Source organism: Allobrachymonas sp. (assembly GCF_041912815.1).
Classification (GTDB): Bacteria; Pseudomonadota; Gammaproteobacteria; order Burkholderiales; family Burkholderiaceae_C; genus Brachymonas.
This window is the reverse complement of record NZ_JAYRLV010000007.1, coordinates 36,790-62,612: the sequence shown is the minus strand read 5'-3', so window position 1 is coordinate 62,612 and position 25,823 is coordinate 36,790. Positions and strand designations below refer to the sequence as shown.

Genomic DNA, 25,823 nt, shown 5'->3' with positions numbered 1-25,823 from the left:
GTTGAGGTGTTGCATTTCAGACTTGAATCCGCCCAGGTATAAAATGCGCGAGGTGACATTGAGTTTGCGAGGTATTATGTCGTCAGGGCTGTGTCCTTGGTGAACAGCATCAACGGTGTTCTACTTTTTGCCGACTTCGCTTTATGCAAAAAGAGGGATTAAACAATGAAGGTAGTCAGTGACCTCGAGCTTGGGTACTCCGATGCTGAGAATTACAGGCGGCGAGAAAACAAGATTCTGCTCAACAGGGTTTTTATTCGCAACCAAAATCTCGATCTTCTGTGTAATCCGGCTATTTCATTTCTGATAGGGGAAAAGGGCACGGGAAAGACTGCTTATGCAGTTTTTCTTGCTAATAACGACTATCTCGATACCCGTACGAGCCTGAGGTATATCCGGGAGACTGAGTATCAAAAATTCATTGCATTAAAGAATGAAAAACATTTGGGGTTGTCTGACTATTCCAGTATCTGGAAAGTTATTATTTACCTCCTTCTCGCGCAAAAAATCATTGAGCGAGAGGGTGGTATTGAATTTTTGAGGCGTTTCACAAAGTTTGGTGCTATACAGAAGGCTATTGACGAATATTATAATAAGGCGTTCTCTCCTGAGATAATTCAGGCGCTGCAATTTGTGCAGGAATCAAAAGTTGCAGCAGAACTCATGGCGAAATATGCAAAGGTATCGGGCGAGGGGAAAGATACCCTAACGTTCTCTGAATCTAGGTTTCAAACAAACCTCTTTTATATCCAAAGGGGATTCGAGGATGCATTCCGGCAAGCAAGATTAGAAAAAAATCATTTGCTGTTTATAGACGGGATAGATATTCGCCCCTCGTCAATACCTTATGAGGAATACCTGCTATGCATAAAAGGTCTGGCGAACGCCATCTGGGAAGTTAATAACGACTTTTTTCCAACCATCAAGGGTGGCGGCGGAAGAATGCGCGCAACCTTATTGATCAGGCCTGATATTTTTCAATCAATCGGACTTCAAAATCAGAATACTAAGATTCGTGAAAACTCGGTATTTCTCGATTGGCGCACTGAGTACACGAATCATCGGAAATCCGATCTATTCAAAGTTATTGATCACCTTCTGTCCTCGCAGCAAGGCAAACTCTTGGATGATGGAGAGGCGTGGGATTACTACTTTCCTTGGGATGCGCCGAATTTGGCAGAGAAATTTGAGCACCACACATCATTCATCAGCTTCTTAAGGTGGTCGTACTATCGCCCGAGAGATATAGTTACCATGCTGTCCATTTTGAAGGAATTGTCAGTACAACGAGGAGGGGTTCACGAATGCTTCAAGTATTTGGATTTTGAAAATGCGGAATTCAAGCGTCGATATTCGGAGTATTTGTTAGGCGAAGTAAAAGATCATTTAACGTTTTACTATGGTGTTGAAGAATACAATCTTTTCCTAAAATTCTTCAAGCACCTTAACGGAAAGAATAAATTCACCTATGATGAGTACTTGTTATTCTATGATGACTTTCATAGGTCCATTTCAAAAAGCAGCGCCAGCATTCCAAGGTTTATGTCGACGCCTAGTGACTTTCTGCAGTTTCTCTACGATCTCAACATTTTGAGCTATATAGAATACCCGGTTGGGGATAAACCTTACATACGATGGTGTTTCAGACAGCGTAGTTATGGCGATATAAATCCGAAAGTCAAAGAGGGTTGTGACTATCAAATTTTCTATGGCCTATATAAAGCGCTAAACGTTGGCCAAGAGTTTAGGAGGTAATTCGTACAACGACGCAGCCGAGTGAGATAGCATCGCGGCCGTTCCCTTGATTGTTCAGCAAGGACATTGCAGAGCCATTTTCCGAGTAGTGGCAAATAAGTTCAATGCTTGCCGGTGCCAAGGGTAGGCCGCGTGATAACCCCACCCCTATCCCCTGAGGGGTAGTCTTCGCCGCCAGACGAGCTCGGGGACTGGCGCGAAACGGCACCAGTCCCAAGCCAACAGCGTATATGCCGTACGGATGCTGTCAAGGGTTCGCAAGCCGGGCTGCGCCCGCCCTTGACAGCCCCCGTAACGGCGGGAAAAGCCCGGGATCGGGGCTGGTCTTGGTATCAATGAAAAGGTGTTTTTGGTACGGCCATTGGTATACAAGCTATTGATTTCGTAAAGCTTGTATGAAATAATCCTTTTCACCGGACTCTCTCTCCGCCAATGCCAAAGAACCCGTTGGTTTTCAACGGGTTTTTTCTTGTGTGTCTCGGCGCGGGTGTCCCAGATCGGTGTCCACAGAACCGGCAGCAGCTCACGGGGCGGTTCACGGCTGCCAAGGCGTATGAGCTGGAGGCAGATGGAATGGCGCAGACTGCATTTCCATCTTCTGCACGCTCTGGCAGGCGGCAGACAGTCCGTGCGTTCCTACCATGCTTCGGCGCACCCCCATGCTCCACCATGTCATGGCAAAAGCCGTATGGTGTCGGGCAAGGAGAAGTCGCCCGGGAGCCGGGAGTTGGCCTTGGCTGTGCAGCGCGGCTGCGGGGGCAGGGGCGGAGCCGAAAGAAGGCGCCGGGTGGGACTTCTGCCGATTCCGCGTTTGCACCTCAAGGAGAAAGAAACATGCGTTCCCTGCGATTCCTGGGCATTTCGGGCAGTCTGCGCCGCCAATCCACCAACCTCGGCCTGCTGCGTGCTGCGCAGAGCCATCTGCCCGAAGGCGTGGAGATGGACATTGCAGACCTCTCCGACATTCCCTTCTACAACGCGGATGTGGCCGACAAGCCTGCGTCCGTGCAGCGCGTGCTTGCCCAGATGGGCGCGGCCGATGCCCTGGTGCTGGCCTGCCCCGAATACAACTTCTCGCTTGCGCCCGCGCTCAAGAACATCCTCGACTGGGCCTCGCGGGAGCCGGACAATGCCCTGCTCGCAGGCAAGGCCGTGGCCATTCTGGGTGCTGGAGGGGGCATGGGCACATCGCGGGCCCAGTACCATCTGCGCCAGGTGTGCGTCTACCTCGATCTGCACCCCCTCAACAAGCCCGAGGTGTTCGCCAATGCCTTCACCGGCGCGTTCGATGCCGAAGGACGCCTGATCGACGAACGCCTCACCGCGCTCGTTGCCACCCAGATGCAGGCACTCGCTGGCTGGAGCCGCCGCCTGCAGGCGCCCGTTGCCTGACTCCCATAGCCCTTCATGGACGTTGCCGCCCTCATCGATGCCCTGCACCGGCATGCCGCCTATGTCGTCTTCCTGAACGTGCTGCTGCAGCAGATCGGGTTGCCGGTTCCTGCCGTTCCGACCCTGCTGCTTGCAGGCAGCCTGGTGGTGGCACCGTCTCAAATGGCGGGCATGCTCGTTGCGGCCATCTGCGCCTCGGTACTGGCCGACTGGGTCTGGTATGGGGCAGGGCGGGTGTTTGGCTATCGCGTTCTCTCGGGGCTGTGCAAACTCTCGATCAATCCCGGCTCCTGCGTCAACCAGACCGAACACCGCTTCATGCGCTGGGGCGTGAAATCGCTGGTAGTGGCGAAGTTCGTGCCGGGATTTTCCACCGTGGCGCCGCCCATCGCGGGAGCGCTGCGCATGCCGCTGTCGAGCTTTGTGCTTGCTGCCGCCTGCGGTGCGGCCCTGTGGGCCGGGCTTGCGCTGTGTGCGGGGTGGCTGATGCATGACCAGGTACGCCAGGTCATTGCCCTGCTCAGTGCCCGCACGGGGGGACTGCTGTGGTTCGTGCTGGCGATCGCCGCGCTCTGGCTGGGCTGGAAACTGTGGCAGAAATACCGGTTTCACCGCCTGTGCGCCGTGCCGCACATCACCCCGGATGAGCTCATCGCTGCGATGAAAATGCCCACCCCGCCGCTCCTGCTCGACCTGCGGGGGCCCCTCATGATCCAGGCCACTGGCGTTGTGCCCGGGGCCGTGGTGGCGGATCAGGACCATCTGGAACGTGCCGTGGCCGGATGGCCGCGAGAGGCGGAGATCGTCACGCTCTGCGCCTGCCCCGAGGATGCGGGTGCCGTGGAAGCGGCCCATCGGCTGCGTGAGGCGGGCTATCCCCATGCACGTCCCCTGCAGGGAGGGTATGACGCATGGGTGGCTGCACATTCACCCGCGCCCGCATCTGCGCCAGCAGCGGTATCGGCGGCAGCAGCGGAGGCTGCCCTTGCTCCCCAGACGGCCGTTGCCACAGGAGGCTCTGCGGGAAGCAGCCAGAGAGTGGCCAGCAAAGAGCGATAGGCGGGGCCTTGGACTCCGCACGGGGCGCGGGCAAGCCTTTCAGCTTCAGGGCGCGGTCAGCAGCGGGGTGACCAGGGCTTCGAGCGCGGCCATGTCCAGCGTGGCGGAGCCGACGTTGCCGTTGCGGCGCACGATGCCCTGACGGTCGATGATGTGGGTGGCGGGCAGGCGCGGAATGCGCCCCAGGGACTGGAAGCGGGCCTGTGCCTGCCAGGCCGCCGGAAAACTCAGCCCGCGCAGCATGCGGCGGGCTGCCATGGTCTCGCGCGGATCGTCGAGGTTGATGGCGAGCATCTCCAGCCCCTGTCCGTGATGCCGTGCGTAGTAGGCCTGCAGGATGGGCAGCTCCTCGCGGCAGGGAGCGCACCACGAGGCCCAGAAATGCAGCAGCGTGACCTTGCCGGGTTCAGGCAGCCGCATCAGGGTGCCACTGGGGAGGACGGCTTCCACCGGCGGCAGCGGAGCTCCCACATGCAGCCCCTGTGCATGGCAGGCAAGCGCCAGGCCGGCCAGCAGCACGCCGGCGAGCCAGCGAAGCAGGGCGCATGGGAAGAGTCTGATAAAGGCAATTGAAAAATGCATCTTTATTTTTCTGTATGGGCATATGCGCCAGTACGGCGATTATCTATGGCGCTGTAAAGTGTGGAAGCCTCTTTTTTGGTGCGGCGCAGCATCTTGGCGCACAAAATGCACCGCTATGTGGCGCAAAAGAGAGATTCAATAAAAATACCTCTTTCAAAATGAAGGCAAATTGTCAGCCTGTGTAGGTAAAAGTGATTTGGCACGTTTCATGCATTTGGACACATATCCTTCAACCATCCCTTGCATGAAAGGCTTGCTCCTATGAAACGTCGTGACTTTGCACTGTCCCTGGCTGCCGGTTCCGGCTCCCTGCTGTCTCTGGGGCTCGCGGGCTGCAACAAGACTTCCGCGCCCGAAGCGGGTTCCAGCGCTGCAGCCAGCGCGACAGCCGGAGCCAGTGCGGCAGCCAGCGCCGCTGGGGATGGTTCCACGATCAAGGTGGGCATTCTGCACTCCCTGTCGGGCACCATGGCCATTTCCGAAACGTCGCTGCACGATGCAGCCCTGATGGAAATCGAGGCGATCAACAAGGCGGGCGGCGTCATGGGGCGCAAGATCGAGCCGGTGGTGGTCGATCCCGCCTCCAACTGGCCGCTGTTTGCCGAAAAGGCCCGCCAGCTGCTGACCAAGGACAAGGTGGCCGCAGTGTTCGGCTGCTGGACGTCGGTGTCCCGCAAGTCGGTGCTGCCGGTGTTCGAGGAGCTCAATGGCCTGCTCTTCTACCCCGTGCAGTACGAGGGAGAGGAAATGAGCAAGAACGTGTTCTATACCGGAGCTGCGCCGAACCAGCAGGCCATTCCGGCAGTGGAATATCTCATGGGCAAGGAAGGCGGCTCCTGCAAGCGCTTTTTCCTGCTGGGAACCGATTATGTGTATCCCCGCACCACCAACAAGATTCTGCGTGCCTTCCTGCACAGCAAGGGCGTGAAGGATACCGATATCGAGGAGGTGTATACCCCCTTTGGCCATTCCGATTACCAGACCATCGTGGCCAATATCAAGAAATTCTCTCAGGGCGGCAAGACGGCGGTGGTGTCGACCATCAACGGCGATTCCAACGTGCCTTTCTACAAGGAACTGGGCAATGCCGGCCTCAAGGCGACCGATGTGCCGGTGGTGGCCTTCAGCGTGGGCGAAGAGGAACTGCGCGGCGTCGATACCAAGCCGCTCGTGGGCCATCTGGCTGCGTGGAACTACTTCATGTCGGTCAAGAATCCGGTCAATGAAGCATTCAAGAAACAGTGGTTCGACTACGTGGCCGAGAAGAACCTGCCCGGCGGCACCAAGCGCGTGACCAACGACCCGATGGAAGCCACCGTGGTGGGCATGCGCATGTGGAAGGCTGCGGTCGAAAAGGCCAAGTCCACCGATGTCGATGCCGTGCGCAAGGCCATGTACGGCCAGAAGGTCGACGCACCGAGCGGCTATACGCTGGAGATGGGCGACAACCACCACCTCTACAAGCCGGTGATGATCGGCGAGATCCGTCCCGACGGCCAGTTCAACGTGGTCTTCAAGACGCCCAAGACCATCCGTGCGCAGCCGTGGAGCCCCTACATCCCCGGCAACGAAGGCAAGCCCGACAAGGTGTCTGCCTGATCGGAGCAGCAGGACAGCCGCCGTGCCCCACAGGGCAAGGCGGTGCGTCTGCTCCCATCCTCCCCTGACCTTCTGGCGAGAGAGGCCCGTGCTCATCGGGCAGGGGAGTCTTCACGGGTGTGGCGATGCGGGTGCTGGGCACCCGCATCGTTTTTGGGATCGACCTCATGAAACTTCGACTGATAGCTCCCCTGGTGGCCGCCTGTGTGTGGCTCGGGGCTGCAGGCAGTGCCGCTGCGCAGGACGCGTCGGCACCGGCGGCAGCCTCCGCGCCCGCAACGCCGGCCTCTGCCCCCCATGCGGCAGCGGCGGGGCCGCTGTCGCAGGCGACGCTGGCGCCCCTGGCCAGTGACGATTTCGATGCCAAGTCTGCGGCACTCGATGCGCTGCTGCAGGCTGCCCCGCACGATGCGGCGGCGCGCAAGCTGCTGCAGGCCCTGCAGAACGATGCGGTCTATGTGGCCGGAGCCTCGCACCGGCTCCTGATTCAGGATGGCAAGGCCTATGTCGATGCGGCCACGGGGCAGGCCGCGGCCGATCCGGGCAACGATGCCCAGGGCGTGCTGCTCAACAATGCCCTGCGCAGCAAGGTGGAGGGCGTCATGGCCTCGCTGCAGCTGCTGGATGCGGACCGCGCGGTGCGGGCCAAGGCGATCGGGGCATTGGCGGATTCGCCCGATCCCAAGCTGCTGCCTTTGCTCGATCAGGCGCTGCAGCAGGAGAAGGATGCCGAGCTCAAGACCCGGCTCGAAACCATCTGGGCGCTCAGCGCCCTCAAGGGCAGCGACCGCACCCTGCAGATCAAGGCCGTGACCCTGCTGGGCAAGGGGCAGAATCCGCAGGCACCGGCACTGCTGGAGCCGCTGGCGCGGCAAACCGACAACCCCGAGCTGGCGGCGGCGGCCAGGCAGGCGCTGCAGGACATCCACAGCAAGCAGCGCACGGGCGAGGTGCTGGGCAACCTCTTTCAGGGGGTGTCGGCAGCGAGCATTCTGCTGCTGGCGGCGCTGGGGCTGGCCATCACCTATGGGCTGATGGGCGTGATCAACATGGCGCATGGCGAGTTCCTGATGATCGGTGCCTATGCGACCTACTGGGTGCAGGGCATGTTCCGCCTGCATTTTCCCGGGGCCATGGATTACTACGTGCTGGCGGCACTGCCGGTGGCCTTTGTGGCCGCGGCGCTGGTGGGGGTGGTGATCGAGTGGGTGGTGCTGCGGCACCTCTACAACCGGCCGCTGGAGACCCTGCTGGCGACCTTCGGGGTGAGCCTGCTGCTGATTCAGGCCGTGCGCACGATCTTCGGAGCGCAGAACGTGGAGGTGGCCAACCCGCGCTGGCTCTCGGGCGGCTGGCAGGTGCTGCCCAATCTGGTGCTGCCCTACAACCGGATCGCCATCATCGTGTTCTCGGCGATGGTGCTGGTGCTGGCGTGGCTGGTGATCAACCGCACGCGGCTGGGGCTGTTCGTGCGGGCCGTGACCCAGAACCGGACCATGGCCGGCTGCGTGGGGGTGCGGGTGCCCAAGATCGACCGCTACGCCTTCGCCTTCGGGGCCGGCATTGCCGGGCTGGGCGGTGTGGCGCTGAGTCAGGTGGGGGCGAGTGTGGTGCCCGACATGGGCAAGGCCTACATCATCGACTCCTTCATGACCGTGGTGCTAGGCGGCGTGGGCCAGCTCGCGGGCACCGTGACGGGAGCGCTGGGGCTGGGCATTCTCTCGAAGCTCATCGAGCCGTACTGGGGCGCCGTGCTGGCCAAGATCGCGGTGCTGGTGCTGGTGATCGTGTTCATCCAGCGTCGTCCGCAAGGCATTTTTGCCCTCAAGGGCCGTAGCGTGGAGGCCTGAGACATGGGACAAGTCCTTTCCCCAACATCCTTTTCCCTGCAGGTGCCGATGCGCGAGCCGGTGCTGGGGCGGCGCGGCTGGGTTGCGCTGGCGCTCATCGTGGCGGCGGTGTGCATCTACGTGCCGGTGGCAGCCCTGGTGCTGCCGCCCGACAGTGCGCTGGCCCTGTCGGCCTACAGCCTCACGCTCATCGGCAAGATCCTGTGCTATGCCCTCGCAGCCCTCGGGCTGGGGCTGGCGTGGGGGTACTGCGGCATTCTGAGCCTGGGGCACGGGCTGTTCTTTGCGCTGGGGGGCTATGCCTTTGGCATGTACCTGATGCGCGAGATCGGCCGCGACGGCGTCTACGGCAGCGATCTGCCGGACTTCATGGTCTTTCTGGACTGGAAGTCCATGCCCTGGTTCTGGCATGGCACCGAGCATTTCTGGTGGGCGGCCCTGCTGGTGGTGCTGGTGCCGGGGCTGGTGGCGCTGGTGTTCGGCTTCTTTGCCTTTCGCTCCCGCATCAAGGGGGTGTACCTGAGCATCGTGACGCAGGCGCTCACCTTTGCGGCCATGCAGCTGTTCCTGCGCAACGAGACCGGCTTCGGCGGGAGCAACGGCTTCACCAATTTCAAGCGGGTGCTGGGCTTCGATATCACCTCGCCGGTGATGCGGGTGGAGCTGTTTCTGGCGAGTTTTCTGGCACTGGTGGGCGGTTACCTGCTGTGCCGCTGGGTGGTCACGAGCAAGCTCGGTCTGGTGGTGGAGGCCGTGCGCGACGCCGAAAGCCGGGTGATGTTCTGCGGCTACGACACGCTGCCCTTCAAGCTCTTCGTTTGGGTGCTTTCTGCCGTGCTGTGCGGGGTGGCCGGGGCGCTGTATGTGCCGCAGGTAGGCATCATCAACCCGAACGAAATGGCCCCGATCAAGTCCATCGAAATGGCCGTGTGGGTGGCCGTGGGGGGACGCGGCACGCTGATCGGGCCGATGGTGGGGGCCGTTCTCGTGAACGGTGCCAACACCATCTTCACCACCCACTGGCCCGATTACTGGCTGTTCTTCCTGGGGGCGCTGTTCGTGGCTGCCACTCTGTGGCTGCCGCAGGGCATCATGGGGCTGGTGCGCATGGGGCTGGCCCGGAACCACGCAGGGCAGGGGGTGTCGGTTTCTGTGAATTCCCCTGTGATTGCCGTAGGTACAGGTACAGCTCCTACGGGGGACTCCGCACGCACGGCAGCCGCCGAAACAGGGGCAGCCGGAGCCACTTCCGCGAAAGGAGAAACGGCATGAGCGATATTTCCGCAGAGGGGCGTCTGCTCGAACAGGGCAAGATCGACACCCTGCACGGTGCCATCCTGTACGTGGAGGAGCTGAGCGTGGTGTTTGACGGCTTCCGGGCCATCAACAAGCTCAACCTCAGCATCGACAACGGGGAGCTGCGCTGCGTGATCGGCCCCAACGGAGCGGGCAAGACCACACTCATGGATGTCATCACCGGCAAGACCCGCAGCCCCATGGCCGACATCAGCGGCAGCGTCTTTCTGGGGCAGACCATGGATCTGCGCAGGATGAACGAGGCTGCCATTGCGCAGGCCGGCATCGGGCGCAAGTTCCAGAAGCCCACGGTGTTCGAGGAGCACCGCGTGTGGGAGAACCTGTACATCGCCATGGCCGGCAACAAGCACTGGCTCACCACCCTGCGTGCCCGGCTCGATGCGGCCGGCAAGGCGCGCATGGAGCAGGTGCTGGCGCAGGTGCGGCTCGAATCCGAGGCCTATCAGATCGCCGGTACACTGTCCCACGGACAGAAGCAGCGGCTCGAAATCGGCATGCTGCTCATGCAGCAGCCGCAGCTTCTGCTGCTCGACGAGCCGGTGGCGGGCATGACCGACCAGGAAACCATGGAACTCGCCGAACTGCTCAACCAGCTGCGCGGCCACTGCTCCATGATGGTGGTGGAGCACGACATGGACTTCGTGGCGGCCCTTTCGGGCGACACGGGCAAGGTGACGGTGCTGGCCGAAGGCAGCACCCTTGCCGAGGGGACGCTGGCGCAGGTGCGGCAGGATCCGAAGGTGATTGAATCCTATCTGGGGCGCTGAACCATGCTGACCATCGACCATCTCAACCAGTACTACGGCGGCAGCCACATCCTGCGCGATGTGTCGCTGCAGGCTCCCAAGGGCAAGCTCACGGCGCTCATGGGCCGCAACGGGGTCGGCAAGAGCACGCTCCTGAAGTGCCTGATGGGCATTCTGCGGCCCCGCAACGGCAGCGTGAGCTGGGAGGGCCATGCCCTCGACCGTCTGGCTCCCTGGGACCGCGTGCGGCAGGGGCTGGCCTATGTGCCCCAGGGCCGCGAGATTTTTCCCCGCCTCACGGTGGAGGAAAACCTGCTCATCGGCGCCGCAAGCAAGCGTGCCCCCAAGGGGATTCCGTCCCACATCTACACGCTGTTTCCCGTGCTGCAGGACATGCGCCACCGGCGCGGGGGCGACCTCTCCGGCGGGCAGCAGCAGCAGCTCGCCATCGGACGTGCGCTCATGAGCGAGCCGCAGCTCCTCATCCTCGACGAACCCACCGAAGGCATCCAGCCCAACATCATCCAGCAGATCGGGCGCACGCTGCGCCAGCTGGTCGACGACATGGGCATGACCGTCCTGCTGGTGGAGCAGTACTACGATTTCTGCGAGGAGCATGCCGACCACTACGTGGTGATGAGCCGTGGCAGCGTGGTCGCCAGTGGTGACGGCGCCGACATGGCCGCCCACGGCGTGCGCGAGATGGTGACCGTCTGATGGCAGCCATGGCGCTGCCCCAGCCCGTGCCTCTGCCGGCCTGTGCGGACGCCCCGTGGGCCTGGCCGCCGGGGGATGCTGATGCCGCCTCGGGCGGCTGGCAGGCGGCGCTCGACCTGCGCGTGGAACACCGTGCAGGGCAGGGGGCCGTGCTCGCCCGGGCCCGCCACCAGGGGCCCCTGCGCGTGCAGAAGCCCCTGTACCCCGAAGGCCCCGACATCTGCCACACCGTGCTGCTGCATCCGCCCGGCGGCGTCGCGGGCGGCGACCGGCTGCACATCGCACTCGATGTGGGCTCCGGCGCCCATGCGCTGCTCACCACCCCGGGTGCCACGCGCTGGTACAAGGCGCAGGGCCGACCCGCGGTGCAGAAAGTCTCGCTGCGGGTGGCGCAGGGCGGCATTCTGGAATGGCTGCCGCAGGAAAACATGCTGTTTGCCGGCGCCCACGCCAACCTGGAACTGGACGTGCATCTCGAACCCGGCAGCCGTGCCATCGGCTGGGATGCCGTGGTGCTGGGCCGCTACGGAGCGGGCGAGCACTGGGCAGCGCTTTCCCCCCTGCAAGACGGCAGCGGCATTGCGGCCGGCGCGCCTCTCGCCCCCTCGCAGCTGACTCTGCACAATGCGGTATGGTGGCGCGATGTGCCTCTGTGGATCGAGCAGGGCCGTGTGCAGGCCGGCGAGGACGCCCTGGGCAGCCCCGCCGCCTGGGCGGGATTTCCCATCAGCGCCGCCGTGTGGGCCAGCGGGGAGGGCTGTACGGCCGCCCTGGCGGAAGCCCTGGCTGACGACCTGCCCTGGCAGGACGACGTGCGTGCCGGCGTGAGCCTGCTCGCCTCCCGCACACCGGGTGCCCCGGCCGTGCTGCTCGTGCGGGTGCTGGCCCGGCGCATGGAGGTGGCACGGGCCGTGCTGCTGCAGACCTGGCAGCGGGTACGGCCGGCCATGCTCGGGGTACCTGCGCGCCCGCCGCGGCTGTGGGCCACCTGAAGGACTGGAATCAAAGGACGAATCGCATCATGGAACTGACCCCCCGCGAAAAAGACAAGCTGCTCATCTTCACCGCCGCCCTGCTGGCCGAACGGCGCAAGGCACGCGGACTCAAGCTCAACTACCCCGAAGCCGTGGCGCTCGTCACGGCGGCCGTGCTGGAGTGGGCGCGCGACGGCCGGAGCGTGGCCGAGCTCATGCACCTCGGCACCACCGTGCTCACGCGCGACGACGTGATGGAGGGCGTGCCCGACATGATTCCCGACATCCAGGTCGAAGCCACTTTTCCGGACGGCACCAAGCTGGTGACCGTGCATCATCCCATCGTCTAAGGTCTAAGGAGTGTCCTCATGCACAAGCGTTTTCTCTCCGCACTGGTCCTGCTGGGCATGTCCGTGGGCGCCCAGGCGCATCCCGGCAGCGCGGCCCACCTGCATCTCGTCGACGGAAGCACGGCCCTGCTGGCCGGTTTCCTGCATCCGCTCACGGGGGCGGACCATCTGCTCGCCATGGGGGCGCTCGGGCTGTGGTGTGGCCTGATGCTGCGCCGGCAATGGCTGCCGCCGCTGGCCTTTGCGGGCAGCATGGCTGCCGGACTGGCCCTGACCCAGACGGCCCTGCGCCTGCCGGCCGTCGAGCCCATGGTGGCGGCCTCGCTCCTGGTGTTCGGGCTGCTGCTCGTGGCGCGGCGTGGCATGTCCCTGGCCTGGGCCATGGGGCTGGCAGCCGTGTTTGCGGTGTTCCACGGATATGCGCACGGGGAGGTGTTCCCGTCCGTGCTGCCGGCGGGCGTGTTCTCGGGCTACATGATGGGCATGGTGGCGGCTTCCCTGCTGCTGCATGCAGCCGGGGTGGCCAGTGGGCTGTGGCTGCGCCGCCGTGCGCCGGCGCCGTGGCAGGTCTGGGGGGCGCGGTTCGCGGGCGTCGTGACGCTGGGGTACGGCGCCGTGGTGCTGGGTGCATGAGGAGACGCCCATGACGCAGATCACATCCCCTTCCCGTCTGATTCCCGGTGAGCTGATGGCCGAGCCGGGCGAGATCGTGCTCAACGCCGGGCGGCCGGTGCAGACCGTCACGGTCGTCAACATGGGCGACCGCCCGGTGCAGGTCGGCTCGCATTTCCATTTCTACGAAGTCAACGACGCCCTGCAGTTCGACCGCGCCGCCACCCGGGGCTGGCGGCTCGACATTGCCGCCGGCACGGCCGTGCGCTTCGAGCCCGGGCAGGAGCGCACCGTCGAGCTGGTCCCCGTTGCCGGGGATCGCATCATCTATGGGTTCCAGGCCCGGGTCATGGGCAAGCTCTGAAGGACACACAGCATGGCAAGCATTTCCCGACAGGCCTATGCCGAGATGTTCGGCCCCACGGTGGGTGACCGGCTCCGGCTCGCGGACACGGGCCTCGTGATCGAGATCGAGAAGGACCACACCCTGTACGGGGAAGAGGTCAAGTTCGGCGGCGGCAAGGTCATCCGCGACGGCATGGGCCAGAGCCAGCGCCTCGCGAGCGACTGTGCCGACACGGTCATCACCAATGCCGTCATCATCGACCACTGGGGCATCGTCAAGGCCGACATCGGGCTCAAGCACGGGCTCATTTCCGGCATCGGCAAGGCGGGCAACCCGGACATGCAGCCGGGCGTGAACATCGTCATCGGCCCCGCCACCGAGATCATCGCCGGCGAAGGCATGATCGTCACCGCAGGCGGCATCGACACCCACATCCACTTCATCTGCCCGCAGCAGATCGAGGAAGCCCTCATGAGTGGCATCACCACCATGATCGGCGGCGGCACCGGCCCGGCCACTGGCACCTTTGCCACCACCTGCACTCCGGGGCCGTGGCACCTGGAGCGCATGCTGCAGGCGGCCGACAGTTACCCCATGAACATCGGCCTGCTCGGCAAGGGCAACGCGAGCCTGCCCGGGCCGCTGACCGAGCAGATCGCCGCCGGCGCCATCGGCCTCAAGCTGCACGAAGACTGGGGCAGCACCCCGGCCGCCATCGACAACTGCCTGTCCGTGGCCGATGCCACCGATACCCAGGTCGCCATCCATACCGACACCCTCAACGAAGGCGGCTTCGTCGAAACCACCGTGGCCGCCTTCAAGGGCCGCACCATCCACACCTACCACACCGAGGGAGCCGGAGGCGGGCACGCCCCAGACATCATCAAGGTCTGCGGCGAGGCCAACGTGCTGCCGTCCTCCACCAATCCGACGCGACCCTACACGGTCAACACCCTCGACGAGCATCTCGACATGCTCATGGTGTGCCACCATCTCGACGCCTCCATCGCAGAGGACATCGCCTTTGCCGAAAGCCGCATCCGCCGCGAAACCATCGCCGCCGAAGACATCCTGCACGATCTCGGCGCCTTCTCCATGATCTCCAGCGACAGCCAGGCCATGGGGCGCGTGGGCGAAGTCATCCTGCGCTGCTGGCAGACCGCCCACAAGATGAAGCAGCAGCGCGGCAGCCTGCCGCAGGACACCGCCCGGCACGACAATTTCCGCGTGCGGCGCTATGTCGCCAAGTACACCATCAACCCCGCCCGCACCCACGGCATCGGCCACGTGGTCGGCTCCATCGAAGTGGGCAAGCTGGCCGATCTGGTGCTGTGGCGCCCGGCGTTCTTTGGCGTCAAGCCGAGCCTCATCCTCAAGGGCGGCTCCATTGCCGCTGCCGCCATGGGCGACCCCAACGCCAGCATCCCCACCCCCCAGCCGGTGCACTACCGCCCCATGTTCGCGGGCATTGGCGACGGCATCGCCCCGTCGAGCGTCACCTTTGTCTCCGCCATGGCGCAGGAGGCCGACGTGGCCGCACGCTACGGGCTGCGCAAACGCACTGTGGCCGTGCGCGACTGCCGCACCGTCGGCAAGCGCGACATGGTGCTCAACGACCTGCAGCCCCACATCACGGTCGATCCCGAAACCTACGAAGTGGTGGCCGATGGCGAGCTGCTCACCTGCGAACCCGCCACGGAGCTGCCGATGGCGCAGCGCTATTTTCTGTTCTGACCCGCCGCTTCCATTTCCACACCCATTCCTTCATGCTCCTCGTATCCAAGCATCTGCCCCGTGGCCGGGGACTGGCTCCTGCCCTCGTGCGCCGCGCCGCGTACATCGCCCTCGACTGGGACACCCGCCAGAAAAGCCGCTTCTCCACCACCGATTCCTCCGGGCGCGAACTCGCGCTCGTGCTGCCCCGTGGCACCGTGCTCCGGGGCGGAGACGTGCTGCTCGCCGATGACGGCAGCCTCGTGGCCGTGCAGGCTGCCGCACAGGCCGTGCTGCGCGTCACGGCCGAGGCACCGCTCGGGCTGCTGCGTGCCGCCTACCATCTCGGCAACCGCCACATCCCGGTCGAAATCACGACCGACCACCTCCAGCTCGAAGACGATCCCGTGCTGCACGACATGCTGACCCGCCTCGGGGTTCAGGTCGCGCTGGTACAGGCGCCCTTCGAGCCCGAGGCCGGCGCCTACGGCGGCGGGCATCGCCACGGCCATGATGCCAGCTTTGCCGAGGACCAGGCCCTGGCCCAGAGCGTCTACGCCCTGCATGACCACGACCACGTCTCCGCACATGCCCATTCCCACGATCATTCCCATGGGCATGACCACGACCACCCTCACGGGCATGACGGTGAATGCGGCTGCGGCCATACCCACTCGCACCCCCACCCGCATGGCTGATCTGCGGGGGCTTTCCGACGCTGCGAGGGCCGATACTGCAGCCCCCTGCGCTCCCACATCGCGCCCAGCGGGAGAAGCGGACACGCCGCCAGCTCCCACCTTGTCCGCACTCTGCGCGCTCCTGCACCTGGCCTCCCCGCAGCTTCCGGTGGGCGGCTTCAGCTATTCGCAGGGGCTCGAAGCCGCCATCGCACATGGGCTGGTCACCGACGAGGCCTCGGCCCGTACCTGGATCGCGCAGGTGCTGGAGCTCGGATTCGCACGGTGCGAGGGCCCCCTGTGGCTTCTGCAGTGGCAGGCCTGGCAAGCCCACGACATGAGAGCCCTGCGTGCCTGGAACACCTGGTTTCTTGCCAGCCGGGACAGCAGCGAAGCCCGCGCCGAAACCCTGCAGATGGGCTGGTCGCTGCAGCGGCTCCTGCTGGCAGTGGAGTGGGGCGGTGCCTCCTTTGCCCCCACCCGCGCCGCCCTGGCCGCACTCCCCGATCCCGAGGAAGGCGTGGCCTACCCCACCGCCTTTGCCTGCGCATGTGCGGCCATCGAGGCAGCACCTGCACATGCCCTGGCAGCCTATGCGTTTGCCTGGCTTGAGAACCAGGTGGCCGCCGCCATCAAGGCCGTGCCCCTGGGGCAGGTCGCCGGGCAGCGCATCCTGCTCGCCCTGCATCCCCTGCTCGACCGCGCCGTGGCCGAAGCCGGTGCCCGCGCCGCGCACAGCCCCCCGCAGCTCGACACGCTCGCTCCCCAGTGGAGCGTGCTGCAGGCCCGCCACGAAACCCAGTATTCCCGCCTTTTCCGTTCCTGAAGGACACCCATCGCCATGAGCACGCCATCCCGCACCAAATCCCTTCCCCCGCTGCGCGTCGGCATCGGTGGCCCGGTCGGCTCCGGCAAGACCACTCTGCTGGAAATGCTCTGCAAGGCCATGCGCGACCGCTATGACCTCGTGGTCATCACCAACGACATCTACACCAAGGAAGACCAGCGCCTCCTTACCGTGGCCGAGGCGCTGCCCCCCGAGCGCATCATGGGCGTCGAAACCGGCGGCTGCCCCCACACCGCCATCCGCGAAGACGCTTCCATCAACCTCGAAGCCGTCGACCGCATGCTGCGCCAGTACCCCGATGCCGACATCGTCTTCATCGAAAGCGGCGGAGACAACCTGGCCGCCACCTTCAGCCCGGAACTGAGCGATCTCACCATCTACGTCATCGACGTGGCCGGCGGCGAAAAAATCCCCCGCAAGGGCGGCCCCGGCATCACCAAGAGCGACCTGCTGGTCGTCAACAAGACCGACCTCGCCCCCTACGTCGGCGCCAACCTGTCCATCATGGAAGCCGACACCCAGCGCATGCGCAGCCACCGCCCCTACGTCATGGGCAGCGTCAAAAGCGGCCAGGGCCTGCAGCAGGTCATCGACTTCATCGAGACACGCGGGCTGTTCAAGATGGCTGGGGATTGAATCCGCCTGGCTTTCACGATCGGAAAAGGCGTTTCAGGCACAAAAAAGCCAACCTGCAAGGTTGGCTGTGGTTCGCGGTGTCCGGAATCGGATGGCATGGCATCCGGAAGGCCAGACTGGAGAAGGGGGCTGGAGCAGGAGAAGGGAACGGAAATTTCAATCCAATCCATTGATTTGTAAAGAGTTTATCCCATGCTGATAGCGAGAAGACGCCACATCGTGTACTGGTTTCTCGCTCGCTGGCGAGCGCTAGGCACTCGTTTCATATTTCGCTATTATGGACAAATTCATTGAATTTTGACTTTAATAGCAAATATGCCTCGCAAGCCACCCGTTGTCTTTCCACGTGAACAGCGCCTGCTCTCCGAGCTGGGCGAACGGCTCCGCCTTGCCCGCAAGAGACGCAAGCTGAGCAATGCGGTGATAGCGCAACGCGCAGGGGTTTCCAGAACCACCGTGTACAAGGTCGAGGCAGGCGATCCTGGCGCTACCCTGGGCGCCTATGTCCGGGTACTGGCCGTGCTGGGTCTCGAAGGCGATCTCAATCTGCTGGCAGCCGACGACCGGATCGGGCGCAAGCTGCAGGATTTGGCGCTGGAGCCCTTACCCGGTGCCAGGCACCGAAGGGGCGATCCATCACCGACCCAGAATCGCGAGGGGTCTGCATGAGCAAACAGGACAACACGCTGGAAGTCTGGCTGGACGATGGCTTGGGCCCAGCATGCCAAGTCGGCACGCTTTCCCATGACCGAGGACAGATCCGCTTTCGCTACGAACCGGATTGGCTCAGGGATCCCCGCGCCTTTGCGCTGGACCCCGACCTCTCCCTGGACGAGCACCCCTTTTTCCCGAAGCCGGAACTGGGCAACTTCGGGGTCTTCCTGGACTCATCGCCGGATCGCTGGGGCCAGACACTCATGAAGCGTCGTGAAGCCTTGCAGGCGAAGGACGAGAAGCGTCCGCCTCGTACGCTCTACGCCTGGGACTTCCTCATCGGCGTGCAGGACCAGACCCGCCAGGGCGCATTGCGCTTTCGTCGGCCGGACACGGACACCTTCCTCGGTGACGAGAAGATGGCTGCTCCGCCAGTGACGACCCTGCGCGAACTGGAAACGGTCGCCTATCAGCTCAGCAACCGGCGCATGGATGACCTCGACGCCCTGCGCAGGTGGCTGGCCGTGCTTGTCGCTCCGGGGGCATCGCTGGGTGGGGCCAGGCCGAAGGCCAACTTCACGGAGACTGATGGCTCGCTCTGGATCGCCAAGTTCCCCGCGCGTGACGATGACCGGGACGTTGGGGCTTGGGAATATGCTGTTCACCAACTGGCCCGGAAAGCCGGCGTGGATGTCCCTCCGGCCAGGCTGATCAGGCTGGGCAACGGCTTTCACACCTTCTGTGTGCAGAGGTTCGATCGCGTGCAGGGTGCGCGATGCTTCTATGCCTCGGCGATGACGCTGCTGCGCAAGACGCAGAGCGAAGGCGCGAGCTATCTGGAACTGGCCCAGTTCATCCGGTCCCAGGGCGACGCAGAGCGTGCGGATGCGGACCTGGCACAGCTATTCCGTCGCGTGGCGTTCAATGTCGCGGTCGGCAACCGTGACGATCACTTGCGCAATCACGGCTTCGTGCTTGGCAGGACGGGATGGCGCCTTGCGCCGGCGTTTGATGTCAATCCGAACATCGACAAGGCGGAGCATGTATTGAACATCGACGATGTCGACAACCGACCGAGCCTGGAGACGGTTCTCGGTACGGCGGTGTTCTACGGGCTTGGCGACGCCCCTGCTCGGCAGGTGGTGGAAGAGGTAGCGACAGTGGTGGATGGCTGGCGGGATGCGGCGCGCAGGGCTGGCATCTCAGGTGCCGACATTGACCTGACGGCGGGGGCTTTCTCGGCCCATGCGGAGTTTCGTGCGCTTGCAGGCCGGCCCTGACGTCTGCTCACTTCAGAGCCCCGCACTGCCATCGGTCTCCTCATCGGGATCGGCACTGTGGACTCCTGTATTTTCGATGATGGAGTTCGATTACTCCCCGGGCTGCGCAGTTCATTGCTTCTGGGCGAACGCAGCCATGGAAGCCATGGCAATGGCAATCTGGGAATGGAGGCGGTGTTTCAGGCACAAAAAAGCCAACCTGCAAGGTTGGCTGTGGTGCGTGCGGTGTCCGGACGCAGATGGCATGGCATCCGGAAGGCCAGACTGAAGAGGGGGTCTGGAGCGGGCGAAGGGAATCGAACCCTCGTATGAAGCTTGGGAAGCTGCCGTTCTGCCATTGAACTACGCCCGCAGCGATCGCGCTATTGTAGCCTGTCTCCTGGCCCCCTGCGCACGGGGTGTCTGCAAGGGGGCACAGCCGCAAGGCCCGGCCTGGGGGCGCGGGTCTTGCGCGTGTGCAAGAGGCGGGTGGGGGCTCAGGCGTCGGTGGCGGGGCGGATGTCGCCGATGCACACGAGCTTCATTTCCAGGTATTCGTCCATGCCGTGGTGGGAGCCTTCGCGGCCGAGGCCGGACTGCTTGACGCCACCGAAGGGGATCTGCTCGCTGCTGATGAGGCCGGTGTTGACGCCGACCATGCCGTATTCCAGCGCTTCGCTCACGCGCGTGATGCGGCCGATGTCGCGGCTGAAGAAGTAGCTGGCCAGGCCGAATTCGGTGGCGTTGGCGGCGGCAATGGCTTCGGCCTCGGTCCTGAAACGGAACACGGGAGCGAGCGGCCCAAAGGTTTCCTCGCGGGCGCAGCGCATGTCCTGCGTGGCGTTGGCGATGACGGTGGGAGCGTAGAACTGGCCTTCCAGTGCCTGGCCTCCGGTGACGACGCGGCCGCCCTTGGCCACGGCATCGTCGATGTGGGCCTGCACCTTGACCAGGGCGGCAGGCTCGATCATGGGGCCGACGCTCACGCCCTTGGAGAAGCCGTTGCCGATCTGCAGCTTGCCGACTTCGGCGGCGAGCTTCTCGACGAAGGCGTCATACACCCCGTCCTGCACATACAGGCGGTTGGCGCAGACGCAGGTCTGGCCGGCGTTGCGGTACTTGCTGGCCATGGCACCCTGCACGGCGCTGTCGAGGTCGGCATCGTCGAACACGATGAAGGGGGCATTGCCGCCGAGCTCCAGCGCGAGCTTCTTGATGGTCGGGGCGCACTGTGCCATGAGGATGCGGCCCACTTCGGTGGAGCCGGTGAAGCTGAGGTGGCGCACCACGTCGCTGTCGCACAGGACCTTGCCGACGGCGACGGCCTGGTTGCTGGTGATGAGGTTGAGCACACCGGCCGGAATGCCGGCGCGTGCGCCCAGCTCCACGGCGGCGGTGGCCGTGAGGGGAGTGAGTTCGGCGGGCTTGACCACCACGGTGCAGCCGGCGGCCAGGGCCGGGGCGACCTTGCGGGTGATCATGGCGAGCGGGAAGTTCCAGGGGGTGATGGCGGCACAGACGCCGATCGGCTGGCGCAGCACGGCCAGACGCTTGCTGTTGTCGAAGGTGGTGACGGTTTCGCCGTTGCAGCGCTTGGCTTCTTCGGCAAACCATTCGACAAAGCTCGCGCCGTAGGCGACTTCGCCCATGGCTTCGGGCAGGGGCTTGCCCTGTTCGGCGGTCATGATGCGGGCCAGGTCTTCCTGGTGGGCCGTGAGCAGGTCGAACCAGCGGCGCAGGATCTGGCTGCGCTGCTTGGCGGTGAGGCCGCGCCAGGCGGGCAGGGCGGCTTCGGCGGCGTCGATCGCGTGCTGGGTGTCGGCAGCCGTCAGGTCGGCGACCTGGGCGAGTTCGAGTCCCGTGGCGGGGTCGATCACGGCAAAGGTGGTCTGTCCCTCGATCCACTGGCCGTTCACGTAGCCGGCGGTCTTGAGGAGGGTGGGGTCCTTGAGAAGCGAGAGGGGAGAGGAGGGGGTAGCGGTCATGGTGGGTCTGCAATCGGTACGGAAGAGGAAAGGAGGGCGGCAGGGAGACTGCCGCCCCGTCCTGGCGGTGGCGGGGTGGGCCAGCCCCGTGTCAGCCGCCGGTATGTGGCGGGTGAGGGGCTGCCCATCCGCACCTCATTCGGTGACGGGATGGAGCACGACCTCGGGAGGGCGGCGTCCGGTGCCGATGCCGAACTTCTGGGCGATGACACCCATGGTCACGATCACGGCGGCCAGGATCGAGGTATACACCACTTCGGTGCGGTAGGTGCCTTCTGCCACCATGATCACCAGGGCGACCGCGATGAAGCCGATGACGGCATAGGTGAGCCAGGGGAACAGCCACATGCGGAACTCCAGCTTGCGGCCTGCGGCCTCGAACTTCTGGCGCATGCGCAACTGCGAGAAGGCGATGGCCATGTACACATACAGGGCGACGGTGCCGGTGGCGGACATGAGCACGTCATAGACGTCCATCTTCTCGGTGGCGGTGAGGTAGATGGCCACGAAGGCGAACACGCTCGAAATCAGCACGCTCACCCATGGGCTGCCGGTGTGCTTGCCGGTGACGCCCATGATGCGGTGGGCATCGCCACGGCGGGACAGGGAGAACAGCATGCGCGAGCAGGTGTAGAGGGCCGAGTTGAAGCAGCTGCACACGGAGGTCAGCACCACGAAGTTGACGATGTCGCGGGCATGGGGGATGCCGAGGTTCATCAGCGTGACGCTGTAGGTGCCGTAGGTCGGGTCCTTGAACAGCGGGTCGGTGTAGGGGATCAGGCAGGCGGCGATGAAGATCGAACCCACGTAGAACAGCACGATGCGCCACACCACCGACTTGGTCGTCTTGACGATTTCCTTGCTCGGGTTGGCCGACTCGGAAGCCGCCACCGTCACGATTTCCGCTCCCATGAAGGCGAACATCACTCCCAATAGCGCGGTGACCAGCGCCCCGAATCCGTGAGGCATGAAGCCCTCGCTGGTCAGGTGCGTGAAGCCGCTGGACGAGGGGGTGCCCCAGGGCCAGAGGTGCATGATGGCCAGGCTGCCGATGATCAGGAAGACCACGATGGCCACCACCTTGGTGAGCGCGAACCAGAACTCGAATTCGCCGTAGTTCTTCACGTTCATCAGGTTCACGCCGATGAGCGACACGCTCACGATCAGCATGTAGCCCCAGATCGGGATAATCGGGAACCAGTTGTTGAGGATCTTGCCGGCCACGTAGGCTTCCCAGCCCATGAGCAGGGCCCAGAAGTACCAGTACAGCCATCCGATGGTGAAGCCGGCCCAGCGCCCGATGGCGCGGTCGGCGTAGGTGGAGAACGAGCCCGTGTCGGGGTGCGCCACGGCCATTTCGCCGAGCATGCGCATCACCAGCACCACGAGGATGCCGCCCGCGAGATAGGCCAGCACGGCAGCCGGTCCGGCGCTGGCCAGAACCTTGCCGGAGCCGATGAACAGGGCGGCGCCGATGACGCCGGCAATCGAGATCATGGTCAGGTGGCGCGGCTTGAGGCCGGCCTTGAGCGCGGTGCCACCTGATTCCGGAGTATGCGCAGTCATGGCAGTTTCTCCTTGTCTATAAGGAAGGAATGGAAGGGAAAAGGGAGTGAAGGTCAAGAGCCCCCGGCATCACGGCCCGGAGGGGCCGGCCGGGAGCAGGGGGAGCCGCTGCGCCACGGGGGCAGGCGGCTCCGCCCCGGGCATCCCGCATCGGGACGCCCCGCAGGGGAGGCAGGTGCCTGCCGCTCAGCGGTCGAGCGCGTCGAAGCAGTCCGACAGGATGGACAGCCCTTCGTCGAGTACCGCATCGCTGGCCGTGAGCGGCACCAGGAAGCGGATCACGTTGCCGTAGGTGCCGCAGGTCAGCAGGATCAGCCCGCGACGGCCAGCCTCGGCCGCGATGGCCTTGGTCAGATCGCTCATCGGCTGCTTCATGTCCTTGTCCTTGCACAGCTCGATGGCGAGCATGGCGCCCAGGCCGCGCACTTCGGCAATGACGGGGTGCCGCACGGCCAGTGCCTCCAGACCCTTGCGCAGGTGGGCGCCCACGGCCTTGCTGCGTTCGAGGAGGTTGTCCTGTTCAAAGGCGTCGAGCACGGCCAGGCCGGCTGCGCATCCCAGCGGGCTGCCGGCATAGGTGCCACCCAGGCCGCCGGGGCCGGGAGCGTCCATCATCTCGGCACGGCCCGTCACGGCCGATAGCGGAAAGCCGCCTGCCATCGACTTGGCGGTGGTGATCAGGTCGGGAATCACGCCGGTCTGCTCGATGGCATACCAGGTGCCCGTGCGTCCGGCGCCGGTCTGCACCTCGTCGACGACCATCACGATGCCGTGGCGGTCACAGAGTTCGCGGATGTGGGCCAGCAGCTCCTTGGGAGCGGGGTTGAAGCCGCCTTCGCCCTGCACCGGCTCGATGATGATGGCGGCCACGCGGCTCGGCTCGATGTCGTTCTTGAAGATCAGCTCCAGCGAGTGGATCGAATCCTCCACCGTCACGCCCCGGCTGGGAACCGGGAACAGGGCGTGGTACAGCTCGGCCGGGAAGGGGCCAAAGCCAGCCTTGTACGGCACGACCTTGCCCGTGAGGCCCAGAGTCAGCAGGGTGCGGCCGTGGTAGCCGCTCGTGAAGGAGATCACGCCGCTGCGGCCGGTGTGGGCACGGGCGATCTTGACGGCGTTTTCCACCGCTTCGGAGCCGGAGGTCAGGAACACCGTCTTCTTGGCGAAATCGCCGGGAGCCTTGGCATTGAGGCGTTCGGCCAGCGCCACATAGGATTCATAGAGCAGCACCTGAAAGCAGGTGTGCGTGAAGCGCTGCATCTGGGCTTCGACGGCGGCCATCACGGTGGCGTTGCGGTGCCCGGTGTTGAGCACGGCAATGCCGCCCGCGAAGTCGATGTAGCGACGGCCTTCCACGTCCCACACCTCGGCGTTTTCGGCACGGTCGGCAAAGATGTGGTACGAGTGGCCCACCCCGCGCGGCACGGCGGCTTCGCGGCGGGAGTACAGGGCGGCATTGGTCTGAGCGGTGGTCTCGGTCATGGTGGAAATCACTCCTTGGAACGGAAAAAATCGACACCCCCAATGTAGAAAGCCCTCCCTCCGGCCAACATATACACTTGCCCATCCTTGAAACCGTGGCTGTGTTGGCGGGTGCCACGGTACGGTCGTCCCGGGTGACGCGGCATGCCTCAAAAGCGTGTTTTTGGCACCAGTTATGCTTGTGTACGCTCCATGTTTGTACTTGACTCCAGTTACGGCACCTCTTTGGTGCAGCAGATCGTCAACGGCTTCCGGCAGTCGATCGAAGACGGCTCGCTGCGTGCGGGCTCCAAGCTTCCCTCCATTCGCCAGTTTGCCCAGACGCACGACGTGAGCGTCTACACCGCCGTCGATGCCTACGACCGGCTGGTGGCGCTGGGCTACTTTGTCTCGCGCCCCAATCTCGGCTTCTTCGTGCGCCGGCGGCAGGCCACGCCCGGCCCCGTCGCCGTGGCCGGGCCCTGCGACGCCTTCGACGCCAACTTCTACATGCGCCGCATCTTCGAGCACCGCAGCCTCAGCCTCAAGCCGGGCTGCGGCTGGCTGCCCGAGGAATGGCTGTTCGGCGAGGGCGTGCGCCGCAGCCTGCGCACGCTGGCCGCAGGCGACATCAGCATCAGCGGCTACGGCGAGCCCAAGGGCTATCTGCCCATGCGGCAACTCGTGCGCGACCTGCTGGCGGAGCGCGAGATCGCCGTCACGGCCGAGCAGCTCCTGCTCACGCAGGGCTCCAGCCAGGCGCTGGATCTGATCGCGCGCCGTGCGGTGCGGCCGGGCGACAAGGTGCTGGTGGACGATCCGGGCTATTCCAACCTGTATTTCGCGCTGCGCTTCATGGGCGCCGAGCTGCTGGGCGTGCCCCGGACCGAGGAAGGCTACGATCTCGAACAGCTGGAGGCCCTGATCCTGGAGCACCAGCCCAAGGTTTTCTTCACCCAGCCGCGCCTGCAGTGTCCCACCGGCATGTCGGCCACCCTCTCGCACATGTACCGGGTGCTGCAGCTCGCCGAGCGCCACGACCTGCTGGTGGTCGAAAACGACATCTACGCCGATCTCGACGACCGGCCCCGCGCCACCCTGGCAAGCCTCGACCAGCTGCGGCGGGTCGTCTACATCGGCAGCTTCTCCAAGACCATCTCTCCCAACCTGCGGGTGGGCTATCTGGCTGCCCATCAGGAACTGGTGGAGGAGCTCGCCCAGCTCAAGATGATTTCCGGGCTCACCTCCTCCGAATTCTCGGAGCGGCTGGCCTGCGGTGCCCTCATCGACGGGCGCTGGCGCAAGCACCTCAAGAACCTGCGCGAACGCCTGGCCGACGCCCACAGCCGCGTGTCCGCCCGCTTTCTGGACATGGGCTTCGAGACCTTCGCCACCCCCAAGGCCGGCATGTTCCTGTGGGTGCAGCATCCGTCGATCGACAATGCCAACGTGCTTGCCCTGCTGGCTGCCGAGAACGACATCCTGCTCGGCCCCGGTCATCTGTTCTCGCCCAGCTTGACGATGAGTCCGTGGCTGCGCTTCAATGTGGCGTTCAGCGAGGACGAGGCCGTGCTGCGCTTCCTGCGCCAGTACATCTGACCCCTCGGCCATCGGCCCTCCGGGCAGGCCGTTCCCGCTGCTGCATCGCCTGTGTCCGGCTGGCCACCGGGGCCCGCACTCCTATAATCCGGGCAGCATTCCCTTTTTCCCGTACCGAGAGCGCCCC

The 25,823-nt window shown here is 64.2% G+C and carries 23 protein-coding genes and 1 tRNA gene; 19 read left to right on the top strand and 5 right to left on the bottom strand.

The annotated features are described in order from the left end of the window. Positions 1–165: 165 nt before the first annotated feature. The 3 genes from ACE3P9_RS07245 (at position 166) to ACE3P9_RS07235 (ending at position 4,206) form a co-directional block, all read left to right on the top strand. A complete protein-coding gene (locus ACE3P9_RS07245) occupies positions 166–1,755 on the top strand; it encodes a P-loop ATPase, Sll1717 family (RefSeq protein WP_374492870.1) in 1,590 nt (529 codons plus the stop codon). An 834-nt stretch (positions 1,756–2,589) separates the two neighbouring features. Beyond that, positions 2,590–3,147: an NADPH-dependent FMN reductase gene (locus tag ACE3P9_RS07240; RefSeq protein ID WP_374492868.1), complete on the top strand. Its 558-nt coding sequence runs from the start codon at positions 2,590–2,592 to the stop codon at positions 3,145–3,147. Positions 3,148–3,162: 15 nt separating this feature from the next. Continuing rightward, positions 3,163–4,206, top strand: coding sequence for a VTT domain-containing protein (locus tag ACE3P9_RS07235; protein ID WP_374492866.1), 1,044 nt, complete (start codon positions 3,163–3,165; stop codon positions 4,204–4,206). A 45-nt stretch (positions 4,207–4,251) separates the two neighbouring features. On the opposite strand, the gene ACE3P9_RS07230 is transcribed toward ACE3P9_RS07235, so the two are convergent. Then, on the bottom strand, positions 4,252–4,788 hold the full coding sequence (locus ACE3P9_RS07230; RefSeq protein ID WP_374492864.1) for a TlpA family protein disulfide reductase: 537 nt from the start codon (positions 4,786–4,788) through the stop codon (positions 4,252–4,254). Between the two features lie 261 nt (positions 4,789–5,049). Here ACE3P9_RS07230 and urtA point away from each other — a divergent pair, with 261 nt between their 5' ends. The 15 genes from urtA (at position 5,050) to ACE3P9_RS07155 (ending at position 19,106) form a co-directional block, all read left to right on the top strand. Continuing rightward, positions 5,050–6,387 (top strand): urea ABC transporter substrate-binding protein, encoded by a 1,338-nt coding sequence (gene urtA / locus ACE3P9_RS07225; protein WP_374492861.1) that lies wholly within the window; start codon positions 5,050–5,052, stop codon positions 6,385–6,387. A gap of 167 nt (positions 6,388–6,554) precedes the next feature. Next, positions 6,555–8,237, top strand: coding sequence for an urea ABC transporter permease subunit UrtB (gene urtB / locus ACE3P9_RS07220; protein WP_374492860.1), 1,683 nt, complete (start codon positions 6,555–6,557; stop codon positions 8,235–8,237). 3 nt (positions 8,238–8,240) lie between these two features. Beyond that, on the top strand, positions 8,241–9,509 hold the full coding sequence (gene urtC / locus ACE3P9_RS07215) for an urea ABC transporter permease subunit UrtC (RefSeq protein ID WP_374492858.1): 1,269 nt from the start codon (positions 8,241–8,243) through the stop codon (positions 9,507–9,509). After that, positions 9,506–10,321, top strand: coding sequence for an urea ABC transporter ATP-binding protein UrtD (gene urtD, locus ACE3P9_RS07210; RefSeq protein ID WP_374492856.1), 816 nt, complete (start codon positions 9,506–9,508; stop codon positions 10,319–10,321). Before urtC ends, urtD begins: the two co-directional genes overlap by 4 nt. A gap of 3 nt (positions 10,322–10,324) precedes the next feature. After that, positions 10,325–11,017, top strand: coding sequence for an urea ABC transporter ATP-binding subunit UrtE (gene urtE, locus ACE3P9_RS07205; protein ID WP_374492853.1), 693 nt, complete (start codon positions 10,325–10,327; stop codon positions 11,015–11,017). Between the two features lie 8 nt (positions 11,018–11,025). Next, positions 11,026–12,009, top strand: coding sequence for an urease accessory protein UreD (locus ACE3P9_RS07200; RefSeq protein ID WP_374492852.1), 984 nt, complete (start codon positions 11,026–11,028; stop codon positions 12,007–12,009). A gap of 29 nt (positions 12,010–12,038) precedes the next feature. Beyond that, the gene (locus ACE3P9_RS07195; RefSeq protein ID WP_374492850.1) at positions 12,039–12,341 is read left to right on the top strand and encodes an urease subunit gamma; all 303 of its coding nucleotides are present in this window, start codon (positions 12,039–12,041) and stop codon (positions 12,339–12,341) included. An 18-nt stretch (positions 12,342–12,359) separates the two neighbouring features. Continuing rightward, positions 12,360–12,974 (top strand): HupE/UreJ family protein, encoded by a 615-nt coding sequence (locus ACE3P9_RS07190; protein ID WP_374492849.1) that lies wholly within the window; start codon positions 12,360–12,362, stop codon positions 12,972–12,974. Between the two features lie 37 nt (positions 12,975–13,011). Beyond that, positions 13,012–13,317: an urease subunit beta gene (locus tag ACE3P9_RS07185; protein WP_374492985.1), complete on the top strand. Its 306-nt coding sequence runs from the start codon at positions 13,012–13,014 to the stop codon at positions 13,315–13,317. Between the two features lie 12 nt (positions 13,318–13,329). Next, a complete protein-coding gene (gene ureC / locus ACE3P9_RS07180) occupies positions 13,330–15,033 on the top strand; it encodes an urease subunit alpha (RefSeq protein ID WP_374492847.1) in 1,704 nt (567 codons plus the stop codon). Positions 15,034–15,065: 32 nt separating this feature from the next. Further along, positions 15,066–15,710 (top strand): urease accessory protein UreE, encoded by a 645-nt coding sequence (ureE, locus tag ACE3P9_RS07175; RefSeq protein ID WP_374492845.1) that lies wholly within the window; start codon positions 15,066–15,068, stop codon positions 15,708–15,710. Then, positions 15,703–16,515, top strand: coding sequence for an urease accessory protein UreF (locus tag ACE3P9_RS07170; RefSeq protein WP_374492983.1), 813 nt, complete (start codon positions 15,703–15,705; stop codon positions 16,513–16,515). The genes ureE and ACE3P9_RS07170 overlap by 8 nt, the downstream gene beginning before the upstream one ends. 15 nt (positions 16,516–16,530) lie before the next feature. Beyond that, positions 16,531–17,172 (top strand): urease accessory protein UreG, encoded by a 642-nt coding sequence (gene ureG, locus ACE3P9_RS07165; protein WP_374492843.1) that lies wholly within the window; start codon positions 16,531–16,533, stop codon positions 17,170–17,172. A gap of 315 nt (positions 17,173–17,487) precedes the next feature. Next, positions 17,488–17,841: a helix-turn-helix domain-containing protein gene (locus tag ACE3P9_RS07160; RefSeq protein ID WP_374492841.1), complete on the top strand. Its 354-nt coding sequence runs from the start codon at positions 17,488–17,490 to the stop codon at positions 17,839–17,841. Continuing rightward, positions 17,838–19,106 carry a type II toxin-antitoxin system HipA family toxin gene (locus tag ACE3P9_RS07155; RefSeq protein WP_374492839.1) on the top strand — a complete coding sequence of 423 codons (1,269 nt, stop codon included), beginning with the start codon at positions 17,838–17,840 and terminating at the stop codon, positions 19,104–19,106. Before ACE3P9_RS07160 ends, ACE3P9_RS07155 begins: the two co-directional genes overlap by 4 nt. A gap of 278 nt (positions 19,107–19,384) precedes the next feature. Here the strand turns inward: ACE3P9_RS07155 and ACE3P9_RS07150 are convergent. The 4 genes from ACE3P9_RS07150 to gabT form a co-directional block, all read right to left on the bottom strand. Beyond that, positions 19,385–19,458 (bottom strand) — tRNA-Gly (locus ACE3P9_RS07150). A gap of 124 nt (positions 19,459–19,582) precedes the next feature. Then, positions 19,583–21,070, bottom strand: coding sequence for an NAD-dependent succinate-semialdehyde dehydrogenase (locus tag ACE3P9_RS07145; protein ID WP_374492837.1), 1,488 nt, complete (start codon positions 21,068–21,070; stop codon positions 19,583–19,585). A gap of 135 nt (positions 21,071–21,205) precedes the next feature. Beyond that, complete coding sequence (locus ACE3P9_RS07140) at positions 21,206–22,636, bottom strand: amino acid permease (RefSeq protein ID WP_374492835.1); 1,431 nt, start codon at positions 22,634–22,636, stop codon at positions 21,206–21,208. A gap of 186 nt (positions 22,637–22,822) precedes the next feature. Beyond that, a complete protein-coding gene (gene gabT / locus ACE3P9_RS07135) occupies positions 22,823–24,118 on the bottom strand; it encodes a 4-aminobutyrate--2-oxoglutarate transaminase (protein ID WP_374492833.1) in 1,296 nt (431 codons plus the stop codon). A 192-nt stretch (positions 24,119–24,310) separates the two neighbouring features. Between gabT and ACE3P9_RS07130 the strand changes: the two genes are divergently transcribed. Beyond that, positions 24,311–25,696, top strand: a complete 1,386-nt coding sequence (locus tag ACE3P9_RS07130; protein WP_374492831.1) for a PLP-dependent aminotransferase family protein — start codon at positions 24,311–24,313, stop codon at positions 25,694–25,696. Positions 25,697–25,823 lie beyond the last annotated feature (127 nt).